Below are 14,864 nucleotides of genomic sequence, written 5' to 3' on the forward strand. Positions count from 1 at the left end.
TACGGTGCTTCCGTAAGTATACTGTATTAGTTCTAGTCGTTATGACCCCGTGTCCGGTTGCGCAAAAAGGCCGGAATATCAAGCTGATCCGAGGCCGTCGCCTGGTTACCGAACGGGCGCAGGTTATTGTTGTTATTCTTGTCCGCAGGCTGCTCACTGCTTGCTGTCGGCTTGCGGGTTGCCGCAGCCGGCGAGATTTTGTGATCGAAGCCGGTAGCAATTACGGTGACCTTGATTTCGTCCTTCATACTCTCTTCGATAATTGCACCGAAGATCATATTCACTTCCGGATCAGAGGCGGAGGTAACAATCTCTGCAGCTTCGTTGACCTCATAGAGTGACAGATTGGAACCGCCGGTAATGTTCATAATTACACCGCGTGCGCCTTCAATCGAGGTTTCAAGCAGCGGGCTCATGATTGCCTTACGCGCCGCTTCCGAGGCCCGGTTCTCGCCGGTGGCGATGCCGATACCCATCAGAGCCGAACCGCGCTCAGTCATAATCGTCTTCACATCCGCAAAGTCGAGGTTGATCAGGCCGGGCACTTTGATAAGGTCAGAGATGCCTTGTACCGCCTGGCGCAGCACGTTATCCGCTTCGCGGAACGCTTCAAGCATCGGCGTCTTCTTGTCGACGATTTCGAGCAGCCGATCATTCGGGATAACGATCAGGGTATCCACTTTCTCTTTCAAAGCTTCAATCCCGAGCTCCGCATGAGTCGAACGTTTTCTTCCTTCAAAAGTAAACGGACGCGTCACGACACCAACGGTCAACGCACCGCATTCTCTGGCAATCTCGGCAATTACAGGCGCAGCTCCGGTGCCCGTTCCCCCGCCCATTCCTGCTGTAACAAAAACCATATCGGCACCTTTAAGCGTGTTCGATATAAGATCACGGGATTCCTCTGCCGCCTTCTTCCCAACCTCCGGATTTGCTCCGGCGCCGAGACCGCGGGTCAGCTTGTCCCCGATTTGCAGCTTATGCTCCGATTTGGCCATATGCAGCGCTTGGGCATCTGTATTAACCGTGATGAATTCAACACCCTGAACGCCGTTTTCAATCATCCGGTTGACCGCGTTGCTTCCGCCGCCGCCAACGCCGATGACCTTTATTTGCGCCAAGCTCTCCATTTCAAAATCAAATTCCAACATATCCTTCCATCTCCCCCTAGAATAGTGCTTGGATGGCCAGTCCAAGTATATCTGGACTTACACTTATATGAATTCGCTGAACATATTCTTGAGACGTTCTACGAAGCCCGGCTTCGAAACGGTTTCCTGGCTTGGAGCAGTGCTCTGCTTGCTCCGGCCCGCCGTTTTCTTATTGCCGCTTCCGCCGCTACGCCAGCGGTATCTGCGCACCACATTGTGCAGAATCCCTACGCCGCCAGTGAAACCGGGGTCGCGGACACCAATGTAGTCAGGCACGGCAATGCGCACAGAGGCGGAGAGCTCGGTTTGAGCCGCTTTTAATACGCCCGGCATCGATACAGTGCCACCCGTAAGTATATAACCTCCCGGGAGCTCATTGTAACCCAGCCTTTTGACTTCCTGTCTGATCAAATGAAAGATTTCCAGTACCCGCGGCTCGATAATGGCCGCCAGGTCCTCCTGCGTAAACTCCTTTTCCACATTGCTGCCGATACGCAGAACCTTGAACACTACATCCGAAGCGGCATCGTCAATCCAGGCACAGCCGTATTTCAGCTTCACCTTCTCGGCCTGGTCGGTCAATGTGCGCAGTCCGTAAGCAATGTCGTTGGTTACAAATTCACCGCCGATCGGAATCGTAGAGGTAGCACTAAGGGAACCTTCTTCATAAATGGCAATGGTCGTTGAGCCTGCACCGATGTCAACCAGAACAGACCCCATCGATTTCTCGTCCTTCGACAGCGCCAATCCTCCTGCGCCCAGAGACATCAGCACCAGATCCTTCACTTTCAGGCCTGATTTCTCCACACAGCGCAGCAGGTTATGTATTGGCGTCTTTGCCCCGGTAATAATCGTCGCCTCCACTTCCAGACGGACTCCGATCATTCCTCGCGGGTCCTGGATGCCTTCGAGGCCATCGACGATATACTGCTTCGCAACCACATCAATGACTTCCCGCTCAGGCGGCAGAGCGATAACTTCCGCAGCTTTAATCACGCGGTCGATATCGTCTTCACCAATCTCCCGGTCCTCATTCTGGACGGCTACGACGCCATGGCTGGACTGCAGCCCGATGTGATTTCCGGAGATTCCCACGTACACTTCGGATATTTGAATACCGACCATCTGCTCCGCATGCTCCACGGCACTTCTGATCGACTGCACAGTCTGATCGATATCTACAATCGCACCTTTGCGTATTCCTTCCGAGTCGGCAGATCCAACGCCAATAATATTAAAGGTTCCATTGGTAACTTCTCCAATTATCGCCCGAACTTTGGATGTACCGATGTCCAAACTAACAATGATGTCATTGTTGCTCAAGCCCTATGGCACCTCCTGTTATGATCTTTATAAATAGTAGACGGATCATCCGTCTTGGTTCCCGGTCCCGGGAAACATCACTGTACATATTCAACGTTCCTAATCCTTTCCCTCTTTTTTCTACAAATTTTTTGAATGGAATAATTACACAACAACCTCGAATGTTATTATATGGATGTTATATTTCAAACTGGGCATACTTGGCTGTCAAATATAAGCGGGAATAACAGTAAATGCATAAATTAAATTCCATAAATAGAAGCCAGGTCTCAAAAATTCGGAGAAAAAAGAGGGATGTGCTTAATGCCCGTAAAATCGATTGTAGCATTTTTCCCGGTTCATTAGTAGGGACTTTTTACTCTTCTATTGTCCCCTCCTCCGTTTCCTCATCCTGGCTTTCCTTGTGGAAAGGCACATAGGAATCCGCCTCCAGCATTTTGATCAGCCCCGGCTCTTCCGTCTCGATGACCTGATTCAAATACTCCACCTTCTCCTTGAGGAGCGAGATGGCCGTAATCACTTCAAAGTGCGAGCGTGTATACATCTTGATCCGGTCGGGAAAAGAAAGCGTCGGCGACGGCACAATTTCCGAGATATCACCCGTAAGCTCATTCGGAATGTCAGCAAGCGCCTGGCTCAGCTTGGCCTTAAATGGATCATCCGCATCCCAGTTCGTCAATATCGGCTTCTCCACCGGCATTCCCGTCTCGCTCACCGGTACGGTAGCACCGCTGGATAGAATGGCTTCAAGCGTCGTTCCCTGCTCGTCGAGCTCATAGGCAACAGCGGGATATTCTGTGATCCGGATGTCGACGACACCGGGGAAGCTCTTGTTCACTACGGCATCCTGCACGGTCTTCAGTTTCTTCAGCTGCTCCTCTACATCCTGGCCCGAGACGGCAAAGAACTGCCCTCCGGTCTTAAGCCCGCTCTTCTTCAGCAGCTCATCCTTGGTCGAGTATTTATTTCCCTGAATATGAATCTCTGTTATGCGGCTGAGAGAGGACCGGAATAAAATCACCGCCAGCAGCGCGAGAAACAGCAGCAGGAGGATGAAGATGACTTTGCGGCTCATTTTTTTGCTAGGCTTGTCCTCTTTCAAAAGAGGCATTCGGGTTTTAGGCATGCTCATATCTCCATAATAAGGCCCTGTCTCCTTCCTCGCGGCCGGAGCCAAAGGAGACAGGGAGCTTTAATTGGCCAAATCATACGGGCCCGGCACAGGCACCTTGCGGCTGATGTGCGCGCCCAGCTTCTGGAACAGCTTCTCGATGCCGTCGTAACCGCGGTCAATGTGATGCGCCTGCTCGACAACTGTAGTGCCCTGCGCGGCCAGGCCGGCAATCACAAGCGCCGCTCCCGCCCGCAGGTCGGTCGCTTCCACCGTCGCGCCGTAGAGGCGCTGCACCCCGCGGATAAACGCACGGTTGAGATCGATGGAGATATCGGCGCCCATCCGGGCCATTTCTTCCACATGCTTGAAGCGCCCTTCAAATACAGTCTCTTTGATGACGCTGAAACCGTCGGCCAGCGACAATAATACCATCACCTGGGATTGCAAATCCGTAGGAAAAGAAGGATAAGGCGACGTAACGATTCGTTCCACCGCACGGGGGCGTCCCATGCAGCTGATATTAATTATATCATTGCAGACGGTAATTTGAACACCGGCACGCCGCAGCACATGGATCAGCGAGGTCAGATGGCTGGCATTGGTATGGGTTAAGGTGACGTTGCCCCGGGTGGCCGCCGCAGCGATCATCACAGTCCCTGCCACAATCCGGTCGGGAATGACCTCATACTCGCAGGGATGCAGCCGGGCTACGCCCTGGATTGTAATGGTATCCGTTCCGGCGCCGATAATCTGGGCGCCCATGGCATTGAGATAATTCTGCAAATCCTGAATCTCCGGTTCTCTGGCCGCTCCGGATATTGTCGTGGTGCCTTCCGCCGTCGCAGCAGCCATCATAATATTCTCCGTCGCTCCGACGCTGGGGTAATCCAGGTGAATGTCGCCGCCCTTCAAGCCCTCAGTCCGGCAGGAGATCCGCCCGTTGTACTCCTCAATCTCCGCACCGAGCTGTTTAAGCCCCTGCAGGTGCAGATCAATCTTGCGTTCGCCGATCGCACAGCCGCCCGGCTGGTAGATCGTCACTTCGCCGAAACGGGACAACAGCGGCCCCATCAGGAAAATGGAGGATCTCATCTGCTTCATCAGGTCCTCGGGAACATGCGAGGTGTTCAGCGATGAGGTGTCGATGCTTACTGTGTCATCCTCATGCTGAGCCTTTGCGCCTAACCGTTCCAGAATATGAAGCATAGTCTCAATATCCAGCAGCTTCGGCACATTGTGCAGTAGGTGAACTCCTTCGGCCAGCAGGCTCGCCGCCATAATCGGCAGCGCCGCATTTTTTGCTCCATGGATACGAATGGTGCCTGACAGGGGATATCCACCCTCAATCACCAATTTGTCCAATGTATCACCTCCGAGATTACCGCTCACCCGCATGCAAGGCGCTTCCCTCTGGGGCCATCGGAGTGTGGCAGGGAACAGCTTCCCGCTGGCCTCCGGCCGCCAGCGCCTTGGGTGATTGTCACGATTATAGGATTATCCTATGTTCATCGCCCCGGGAGTGTGACAATACGGCGCATATGACCCGGCAAGTAATCTTGCGCCGAGCCTTGATTAGCAGAGCCTGCAGCGATGCGTCTTGCTACTTCTTCCGCTGCGCAGCCGTGAGCCTGCGCATCTCCTCCACCACCAGCATGGCTGAATCCCGCTTGCCCAGCCGGCGCGAGGCCTCCGCCATGCCTACCCGCACTTCCTCCGAGCCTGTAATCTGCCGCACGGCCTCCAGCAGCGCCTTGCCGCTTAGATCCTTCTCCAGCAGTACCGTAGCCGCTCCCTCGCGCTCAAGCGCTCTGGCGTTGGCTTCCTGATGGTTGTTCGTCACATTCGGCGAAGGAATCAGAATGGCAGGAATGCCGAGGGCGGTGATTTCGGCCAGTGTGGAGGCTCCTGCACGGTTGACAATCAGTGAGGTGCAGGCCAGCACCTCGGGCATGTTATGCACATACGGCAGCACATGCAGCCAGTTAGGGAGGCTTCCTAGCTGCTCGCGCAGCTCCTTGCGGGTCTCTTCGAAATAGGATTCACCCGTAACATAGACGTAATGGACGCCACCCGATTTTTCCAGCATCGGTGCCATCTCGATCATGGCCCGGTTAATGGCCCTGGCCCCTCCGCTGCCCCCGACCACGAGCACGACCGTGCTGCCTTCGGGAATGCCGAGAGAAGCGAATCCGCGCAGCGGATTGGCCGCAGTAACGGCAGTTGCCCGCGGGTTGCCGGTATAGACGACGCGTTTGCCCCCGGGAAAGGCCTTTTCGGTCCCTTCAAAGCTGACGCAGACGGTGTCGGCATATTTGCTGAGGAACTTGTTGGTCAGCCCCGGAATCGCGTTCTGTTCGTGAATCAATGTCGGTATGCCCAGCCGGGAGGCTGCATAGACCACCGGACCGCACACATAGCCGCCGGTACCGATGACGACATCCGGCTTGAATTCCTTCAGCATCTCCTTGCATTCCTTAACTCCCCTCAGGAAACGCATGACTGTCTTCACATTATCCATAGAGAGCTTGCGGCGGAAGCCTGTGATATCAATCGCTTTGAACGGAAGATTCTCCTGGGGAACAAGTCTGCTCTCCTGGCCGCGCTTGCCTCCGATATACAGAAAGGCCGAATTCTCAGTTTCGTCCTCAAGCGCTCTGGCGACGGCGACGGCGGGATAGATATGTCCGCCGGTGCCGCCGCCGCTTAATACGACGCGCATTCGCGTTCACCTCGCATAACGGGATAAATTCAGTAGGATGCCGAGGGCGGTAAGCATCAGCGTCAGCGACGAACCGCCGTAGCTGATCAGCGGCAGCGTGATCCCCGTAACCGGCATGAGTCCGATGACCACACCGATGTTGATGACCACCTGGACAGCGACCATGCACACGATGCCCACCGCCAGGAAGCTGCCGAACCGGTCGGGCAGGCTCATCGCCACCCGCATGCCGCGCCAGATGAGAATCAGGAACAGCAGCAGCACGATCAGGCCGCCGATAAAGCCCAGCTCCTCGGCCAATATAGAGAAGATAAAGTCGGTCTGCGGCTCGGGCACATAGCTGTATTTCTGGCGGCTCATTCCGAGCCCCAGCCCTCCAAGGCCGCCGGGCCCGATGGCGTACAGCGACTGGATGATCTGATAACCGGCACCCAGCGGATCGGACCAGGGATCGAGAAAAGCCGTAATCCGCTGCAGCCGGTAAGGCGCTGCGGCGACAAGACCGACGAACCCAGCGATACCCACCGCTCCCAGCGACAGCAGATGCTTCATCCGTGCACCGGCGGTGAAGATCATCATCAGCGCTGCTCCGAACATGACGGTACCCGTCCCCAGATCCGGCTGCAGCATGATCAGCCCGAAGGCGCTGGCGATCAGCAGCAGCGGGGGCAGCAGTCCGCGGGTAAAGCCGGAGATGTCATAGTCATCCTGGCCCAGCCATTTGGCAAGAAACAGAATCATCCCCATCTTCATAAACTCGGAGGGCTGGATGCCGAACGAGCTGATGCCCAGCCAGCTGCGCGCCCCGCCGCGCACGACCCCGATTCCGGGAATCAGCACCAGCACGAGCAGCGCGAAGCAGACGATCAGCAGCGGCCTGGCGAATCTCTTCAGCACCGGGTAATCCATACGCGCGAAGAAGAACATCGCGCAGAGCCCCATACCGGCGAACAGCAGCTGTCTCTTTACAAAATAAAACGAATCGCCATAATTGCGGAAGCCGAGCACCGATCCGGCGCTGTAGACCATCACCATGCCGATCGCCAGCAGGCTTAGGATGGATACCAGCAGCCAGATATCCGGCGCATGACGCGATTTGTTCATCGGAGCACACCTCTTGCAATCCGTAGTAGGGGCTTATCCACCCCCCTACTTAAAGGTTATGCACCGCCTCTTTAAAAATACGCCCGCGCTCCTCATAGGATGTAAACATGTCCCAGCTGGCACAGGCGGGAGACAGCAGCACGACATCTCCCGCTTCAGCGAGAGAGGCTGCTTCCCGCACGGCCTCTTGCAGCACGGCGGCGGCGCTCTCCCCATTATCGACGGAGATTACGCGCTTTACTCCTGCCAGCTCCGCGACCTTGGCCAGCTTGTCCCGGGTCTGCCCGAGCGCCACCAGCGCCTTGACGCCGCCGAGGACAGGCAGCAGCTCCATGTAATCGGAGCCGCGGTCAAGTCCCCCGGCAATCAGCACGACCGGCTGCTTGAAGGAGCCCAGCGCCATTGCCGTGGCCTTCGAGTTGGTCGCTTTGGAATTGTTGTAATAAGCCGCGCCCTGCTTATCGGCTACATACTCCAGCCGGTGCTCGACGCCCCGGAAGGAAGCGAGCACATCGCCGAGCGCCTCCGGCGGTGCGCCGGCGGCAATGGCAATCCCGCAGGCAGCCAGCGCGTTCTCCACATTGAAGCGGCCCGGCAGGCCGATGGAATCGACTTCGGCGATGACCGTCTCGCTCTCTGTATAATCGCGGTAAATGATGGTGCGCTTGAGATCGTCCTCGGTGTCAGGCACATACGTCGGGCGAACAAACACCCCCTGAACCAGCTCCTCGGTCATCGAGAACGGCAGGATGCCCGCTTTGACATACGGCACCAGCCCGCGGCAGACCGGATCATCCCAGTTCAGCACCGCCGTATCGCCCGGCCCCTGATTGGCGAACAGCTTGGCTTTGGAGGCGATGTAATCGTCCATATCCCCATGGTAATCCAGATGGGTCTCGGCGACATTCAGCAGCGCGCCCACCTTGGGACGGAAGCTCTCCGTGCCTTTGAGCTGAAAGCTGCTGAGCTCCACGACCATCCAGTTGTCGCCCTGCGCTTCCTGTGCCGCCTGGCAGAGCGGCGTACCGATGTTGCCCGCCACAATCGGCTTCATTCCGGCGGCTTCCAGCATCTTGCCCACCCAGGTGGTCGTCGTCGTCTTGCCGTTGGAGCCCGTAATGCCGATCATCGGTGCCGGGGACAGGTGGTAAGCCACCTCAACCTCGGTCACCACTTCGATGCCCAGCTCCAGCGCCTTCTGCACCGGCGGCACCGAATACGGAATTCCCGGATTCTTGACGACAAGGCTGACACCTTCATGAATCAGCCCCTCCGGATGTCCGCCGCATATAACAGAAATTCCCAAAGACTCCAGTTCGGAAGCTTCGGGACTTTGATCTCTTTCCTTTTTGTCGTTGACCGTCACGACGGCGCCGCGCTCATGCAGCACCTTGGCCACCTGGACACCGCTCCTCGCGAGTCCCAGGACGACCACCTCTTCCCCTTGGTACTGATCTGGATGCTTCATACCCTACAACCCCTTGCTCAAGATTAGTCCGGCTGCCGCCAGCAGCAGGCTGACTGCCCAGAAGGAAACGACGACACGCCATTCCGACCAGCCGCCCAACTCGAAGTGATGGTGAATCGGGCTCATGCGGAAGATGCGCTTGCCGCGCGTTTTGAAGGAGGCTACCTGCAGTACTACAGACAGCATCTCGATGACGAACACGCCGCCGATGACAATAAAGAGCAGCTCGGTCTTCGTCACGATCGCGATGGCACCGATAGCGCCGCCGATACCGAATGAGCCAAAGTCGCCCATGAACACCTTCGCCGGATGGGCGTTGAACACCAGGAAGCCCAGCACGGCACCGATCATTGCTGCCGCACACACACCGGCTGCAATCGAGGTCGCCTGCATGGCCACAACGGCAAAGGCGGCCAGGGCAATCGCGCTGACACCCGACAGCAAGCCGTCCACACCGTCTGTGAAGTTAACGGCATTGGTCACCGCCATCATCATGATGATAATAAACGGATAGTAGAACCATGGGCCCCAATCAAAATGAACATCCGTGCCGGGAATACTGATGCCCGTATCATGGCCCGCCGCGAACAACAGCACACACATGACGGCCCCTACGACCAACTGTCCCAGCAGCTTCTGGCGGGGAGTCAATCCGAGGGAACGCTTAAACACAATCTTGATGTAATCATCAAGGAACCCGATCAGCCCGTACCCGAGTGCAGCCACGAGCAGGACATAGAAGTCCGAATCGACAACGGAAAATTTCAGAAAAGACAGCGTAAACGCCAGCATGATGATGATGCCGCCCATCGTCGGCGTTCCGGCTTTTTTCAAATGGGTCTGCGGTCCGTCATCACGAACCTGCTGTCCGAATTTCAACCTGCGCAGCAGCGGTATGATAAGCGGAGCGGCAATGACCGCAAGGATAAAGGATACAGCAATGGTCAGCAAGAGCAGTTGGTAATCCATGGGCACACCCCCTCCAATCTATTGATTTCTCTGTGTATGATTCATATAACTTGTTATCAGAGCGACTCATTCAGGCGGTTCAGCACCTCTTCAAGGCGCATCCCCCGCGAGGCTTTGAACAGCACAACGTCCTTCGCTCTGCATTTGGCGATCAAGGCATCGGCCAGCTTCTCTTTATCGGTAAAAGCCTGCACGCGCCCAGGACCGAAGGTGGCTTTGGCACTCTCGGCAATGTGCCCCGCCAGCGGCCCGTAGGTATAGACGCAATCCGTTAGTTCCGGATCGAGATACGCGCCGACTTCCTGGTGGAAGGAGATTTCATCCGGTCCGAGCTCCAGCATATCGCCCAGCACAGCGATCCGGATGCCGCCGCTTTTATAGGACTGCAGCACATCAATCGCCGCCTTCATCGAGGTCGGACTGGCGTTGTAGGCGTCATTCAGCAGAGTCACTCCGCCGGAGGTCTGCAGCACCTCAATGCGCATGCCGGTCAGCTTCAGGCCCCGGAAGCCCTGCTCTATCTGCGCCTCATCGACGCCGAAGTGTCGGGCTACCGCCAGCGCAGCCAGCGCGTTAACCACATTATGACGGCCCGGCAGCGGCAGGGTGAACGCCTGCTCCGGATAAAGATGGGCGGTAAAGGTCATGCCGGCAGAATGATTCATCATTCCCGTCGGATAATCATCATTGTCCGTACCCAGTCCGAAGCGGAACAGCTTCAGCCCCTGCGGCGCAGTGAAGCTCTCCTCCTGCAGACCCGCCGCCAGCAGCGGCTCGTCGCCATGGTAAATCAGCAGTCCGCCCGGCTTCAGCCCTTCAGCGATTTCCAGCTTGGCGCGGGCAATCTCCATCCGCGATCCGAGCTGCAGCAGATGGGATTCGCCGATGTTTGTGATTACCGCCACATCGGGGGGTGCCAGTGAGGCCAGAAGGGCGATTTCGCCCCTTGAGCTCATCCCCATCTCGAGCACGGCAATCTCCACATCGGACTCCATAGCAAGCACTGTCAGCGGCAGCCCGATGTGATTGTTGAAGTTCCCTTGTGTCTTATGCACCTTGAACTTCTGGCTGAGCAGCGCGGTAATCATATCCTTGGTGGTCGTCTTGCCGTTGCTGCCGGTGACACCGACCACCTTAGGGGCAACCTCGTTAAGATAAGCGGCGGCAAGCTGCTGCAGCGCCTCCAGCGTATCGTCCACGAGGATGGCATCTGCAGCCGGCGCTTCTCCCCGGTCCCGCTGCCACAGCGTGGCTGCAGCACCGGCGGCCAATGCACCTTCCGCGTAGGCGTGGCCGTCGAACTTCTCGCCGGCCAGCGGCACGAACAGGCAGCCGGGCGTGATCCGGCGGGAGTCGGTTACGACTCCCGCAATGAGCTTATCGGCTGCCCCGGCGGAGGACAGCTCGCCTCCGCACATGGACGCGATATTTTGCAGCGTATTGGTTATCAATGGCTTCGGCCCCTTATAGCTTCTTTGGCGACAACGCGGTCATCGAAATCATGAACCTCTTTGCCGATCAACTGGTAGGTCTCGTGACCTTTCCCCGCAATCAATACTACATCGCCGTGGCTTGCCATTTCAATTGCTTTTCCGATGGCCTCCCGGCGGTCAGGAATCATCTCGTAACGTTCCTCGGCTACCCCGGCCTCGGTCAGGCCCGCTTCAATATCCTTCAAAATCAGCAGCGGATCTTCAGTCCGCGGATTATCGGAGGTGACCAGTACAACATCGCTGTATTTGGCGGCAATTTTACCCATAAGCGGCCGCTTGGTACGGTCCCTGTCGCCGCCGCAGCCAAAGACGGTCAGCACCCGGGCGGTAGCGAACTCACGCACAGCCTTCAGCACATTTTCCAGTCCGTCCGGCGTATGGGCATAATCGACGATGACAGCGAAGTCCTGTCCGGCATCGACCGCCTCAACCCGGCCGGCCACGCCCGGAACCGACTCCAGGCTGGCTTTGATCTCTGCCAGAGGCACATCCTCCAGCAGTGCGGCGGTGATCGCCGCCAGAGCATTATAGACATTGAATTTGCCGACCATGCGCAAGGAAATATCCGTCTCCCCTTTAAACGTCTCCACATGGAAAAATGTTCCTTTGGACGTGATGGAGATTTGCGAAGCTCTGACATTGGCTTTGTTGTCGATGCCGTATGTAATGACTTCCGCCGCCGTCTGTGCCGAATAATAGGCGCTCGCCGGATCATCCGCGTTCAGCACGGCGTATTTGCGCTCCTCCTTCCAGGGAGAGATCACATTGCCGAGCCGAGAGAAGAACAGGCCCTTGGCCGCGCGGTATTCTTCCATCGTATGATGATAATCCAGATGATCCTGGGTCAGATTGGTAAATATCGCCGTCCGGTAGTCCGTCCCCTTTACGCGTCCCTGCTCCAGAGCATGGGAAGACACCTCCATCACACAGCACTGCACGCCCTTCTGGGTCATGTCGTGCAGGGTACGCTGCAGCTCCAGCGCCTCCTGGGTGGTGCCGGACATCGGAAAGTTTTGTCCGTCATAACGCATCTGAATGGTACCGATCAGTCCGGTCTTGATTCCGTGGTCTTCCATAATCCGTTCGATCAGGTAGGTCGTTGTCGTCTTGCCGTTGGTCCCGGTCACTCCGATCATGCGCATGCGGCTGCTTGGCGAGCCGAAGAAGGCATTAGCCAGCACAGCCATTGCAAACCGGCTGTCATCGACCACAAGCTGCGGAAGCGCAACATCGTCAAGCTTCCGCTCACACACCAGCGCGGCGGCGCCGCTTGCCGCGGCCTGCGGTGCAAAGGTATGTCCGTCCACGGTAAACCCCGGCAGACAGATAAACAGATCGCCCGGCTTTACCTTGCGGGAGTCCGTCTGCAAATCGGTGATTTCGGTCTCTCCGTCCCCGTACAGCCGGGCGGCCGCGAGGCAAGATGCCAGTTCTTGTAATTTCATAGCTATCCCTCACTTTAATCATTTCGGATACATATTGAAGGTGAGTCTCATTCGGCAGCGGAACCCATATAAATACGGATCGTTGAGCCCTGCTCCACTCTGGCTCCCGCCTTCGGGGCCTGGTTGATGACGGTATTTCCGGTACCGGAGCGGACAAGATTGAAGTTCATGTTTAAATCCTCATAGATGTCCTGTACGGTCGCTCCAGTCAGGTCCGGTACGGTCACGATCGGCGTTTCGCCGTATTTATACGTCTTGGGCAGCTGGTCCTTACGCGGAGGTACCTTCAGCACATGCAGGGAATCCTCCAGAATATTCTGTACAATCGGCGCAGCCACCACGCCGCCGAACTGGATGCCCTTTGGATTATCGACTGCGGTATAAACGATAATCTGCGGATCATCCGCAGGGGCGAACCCGATGAAGGAAACGATATGCTCCGTCGGAGAATATCGCCCGTTGATTACTTTCTGTGCCGTCCCGGTTTTGCCTCCCACACGGTAGCCGTCAATGAACGCCGGCCGGCCGGTACCTTTGGCAACCACACTCTCCAGGGCGGCCCGCACCTTCGCCGAAGTCTCTTCAGAGATAACCTGGCGCACAGGCTTCGGCTCCACCTCCGACACCTTCTCTCCGGTTTCCGGGTTCACCCAGGCCTTGGCGACATGGGGCGTATACAGCTTACCGCCGTTGATGGCAGCCGAGACAGCGGCGATTTGCTGAATTGGGGTTACCGATACGCCTTGGCCAAAGGCCGTGGTCGCCAGCTCCACCGGTCCGACCTGCGACAGCTTGAACAGAATGCCGCCCGACTCGCCGTTCAGGTCAATGCCTGTTTTGGCGCCGAAGCCGAAGTCCCGGATGTACTGGAACAGGCTCTCTTTCCCCAGCCGCTGGCCAAGCGCGACGAAGCCCGGATTGCAGGAATTCTCCACCACCTGCAGGAAGGTCTGGCTGCCGTGGCCGCCTTTTTTCCAGCAGCGCAGCTTGGCACCTCCCACCTCAATAAAACCCGGATCAAAAAAGTGCTCGTTCTGCAGATCCACTTTTCCTTCCTGCAAAGCGGCGGCAAGTGTAATGATCTTAAAGGTGGACCCCGGCTCATAGGTCATCCAGATCGGCAAATTGCGGTTGTAGACGGCAGGGTCCACCTGCTGGTATTGCCCCGGCTCATAGCCCGGGCGGCTGGCCATGGCGAGTATTTCCCCATTCTGCGGGTTCATCGCAATCGCCCAGGCACCCTGTGCCTGGTATTTGACCATCGCCTGGTCCAGCTCACGCTCCATAATCGACTGAATCTGCTTATCAATGGTCAGCTGCAGGCTTAAGCCCTCCTGCGGTTCCGTGTATTTCTCGGATGAGCCTGGCATCAGTCTGCCGCCCGCATCGGATAAATACGAGACATTTCCGTCCATTCCCTTGAGCAGCTTGTCGTATATACGTTCTACACCGGTGATCCCCTGATTGTCGATTCCCGTGAATCCGAGAATATGCGCAGCCAAGTCCCCATAAGGATAATACCGCTTATTGTCCTCAGCCACAATGATGCCCGGAAGCTGCAAATCACGGACGCTGGCTGCAAGCTCCATCGTAATTTTGCGGCCGCCGGGCTGTAGCTTCACGGAGGATTCACTTTTGGACAACAGCGTGGTCAGCTTCATCTCGGACATGCCGAGCAGCGGAGCCAGCTGTTTGGCCGTTCCCTGCTTATCCTTGACTTGGACAGGCACGGCATATACCGTCGGGGAACTGATATTATACGCCAGCGCAGTTCCCTGACGGTCCAATATTTCACCGCGCTTGGCGGTATACGGAATATTGCGGCGCCAGGACTCTTCCGCTCTGGCGCTCAGCTTCTCGCCCTGCAGCAGCTGAACGTAGGCCAGACGCACGGCCAGCGAGCCGAACAATACGGCAAGTCCCAGCAGCGTCCACAGCATTCTGCGCCGGGTTACGACTTTTGACACCTTCATTGGCGTTCTCCCCGCTTTCACTCGTATAGACATGATCTCTTATCTTCATGACTATTCGGGACAAACAGGGCTTAGAACAAGCTGTCGTGCCGTGACCCGGCCCTT

11 protein-coding genes are annotated in these 14,864 nt (G+C 56.8%); all 11 read right to left on the minus strand.

Annotated elements, in window-relative coordinates; translation table 11 throughout:
• Positions 1-32: 32 nt before the first annotated feature.
• Positions 33-1,151, minus strand: coding sequence for a cell division protein FtsZ (ftsZ, locus tag F1379_RS03225; protein WP_150266259.1), 1,119 nt, complete (start codon positions 1,149-1,151; stop codon positions 33-35).
• Positions 1,152-1,214: 63 nt separating this feature from the next.
• Positions 1,215-2,474, minus strand: a complete 1,260-nt coding sequence (gene ftsA / locus F1379_RS03230; protein WP_150266261.1) for a cell division protein FtsA — start codon at positions 2,472-2,474, stop codon at positions 1,215-1,217.
• A 355-nt stretch (positions 2,475-2,829) separates the two neighbouring features.
• The gene (locus F1379_RS03235) at positions 2,830-3,600 is read right to left on the minus strand and encodes a cell division protein FtsQ/DivIB (protein WP_150266263.1); all 771 of its coding nucleotides are present in this window, start codon (positions 3,598-3,600) and stop codon (positions 2,830-2,832) included.
• Positions 3,601-3,666: 66 nt separating this feature from the next.
• The gene (murA, locus tag F1379_RS03240) at positions 3,667-4,950 is read right to left on the minus strand and encodes a UDP-N-acetylglucosamine 1-carboxyvinyltransferase (protein ID WP_150266265.1); all 1,284 of its coding nucleotides are present in this window, start codon (positions 4,948-4,950) and stop codon (positions 3,667-3,669) included.
• Between the two features lie 238 nt (positions 4,951-5,188).
• The gene (murG, locus tag F1379_RS03245) at positions 5,189-6,307 is read right to left on the minus strand and encodes an undecaprenyldiphospho-muramoylpentapeptide beta-N-acetylglucosaminyltransferase (RefSeq protein ID WP_150266267.1); all 1,119 of its coding nucleotides are present in this window, start codon (positions 6,305-6,307) and stop codon (positions 5,189-5,191) included.
• Between the two features lie 6 nt (positions 6,308-6,313).
• Positions 6,314-7,411, minus strand: coding sequence for a stage V sporulation protein E (spoVE, locus tag F1379_RS03250; protein ID WP_150266269.1), 1,098 nt, complete (start codon positions 7,409-7,411; stop codon positions 6,314-6,316).
• A 49-nt stretch (positions 7,412-7,460) separates the two neighbouring features.
• Complete coding sequence (murD, locus tag F1379_RS03255) at positions 7,461-8,879, minus strand: UDP-N-acetylmuramoyl-L-alanine--D-glutamate ligase (RefSeq protein WP_150266271.1); 1,419 nt, start codon at positions 8,877-8,879, stop codon at positions 7,461-7,463.
• 3 nt (positions 8,880-8,882) lie between these two features.
• Positions 8,883-9,848 (minus strand): phospho-N-acetylmuramoyl-pentapeptide-transferase, encoded by a 966-nt coding sequence (gene mraY, locus F1379_RS03260; protein ID WP_150266273.1) that lies wholly within the window; start codon positions 9,846-9,848, stop codon positions 8,883-8,885.
• Between the two features lie 56 nt (positions 9,849-9,904).
• Complete coding sequence (locus F1379_RS03265; RefSeq protein ID WP_150266684.1) at positions 9,905-11,296, minus strand: UDP-N-acetylmuramoyl-tripeptide--D-alanyl-D-alanine ligase; 1,392 nt, start codon at positions 11,294-11,296, stop codon at positions 9,905-9,907.
• Positions 11,296-12,786, minus strand: coding sequence for a UDP-N-acetylmuramoyl-L-alanyl-D-glutamate--2,6-diaminopimelate ligase (locus F1379_RS03270; RefSeq protein ID WP_150266275.1), 1,491 nt, complete (start codon positions 12,784-12,786; stop codon positions 11,296-11,298). The genes F1379_RS03265 and F1379_RS03270 overlap by 1 nt, the downstream gene beginning before the upstream one ends.
• Before the next feature lie 47 nt (positions 12,787-12,833).
• Positions 12,834-14,759: a stage V sporulation protein D gene (locus F1379_RS03275; RefSeq protein ID WP_150266277.1), complete on the minus strand. Its 1,926-nt coding sequence runs from the start codon at positions 14,757-14,759 to the stop codon at positions 12,834-12,836.
• Positions 14,760-14,864 lie beyond the last annotated feature (105 nt).

The sequence above is a fragment of the Paenibacillus tepidiphilus genome (assembly GCF_008635795.1).
Lineage (GTDB): Bacteria > Bacillota > Bacilli > Paenibacillales > Paenibacillaceae > Paenibacillus_AQ > Paenibacillus_AQ tepidiphilus.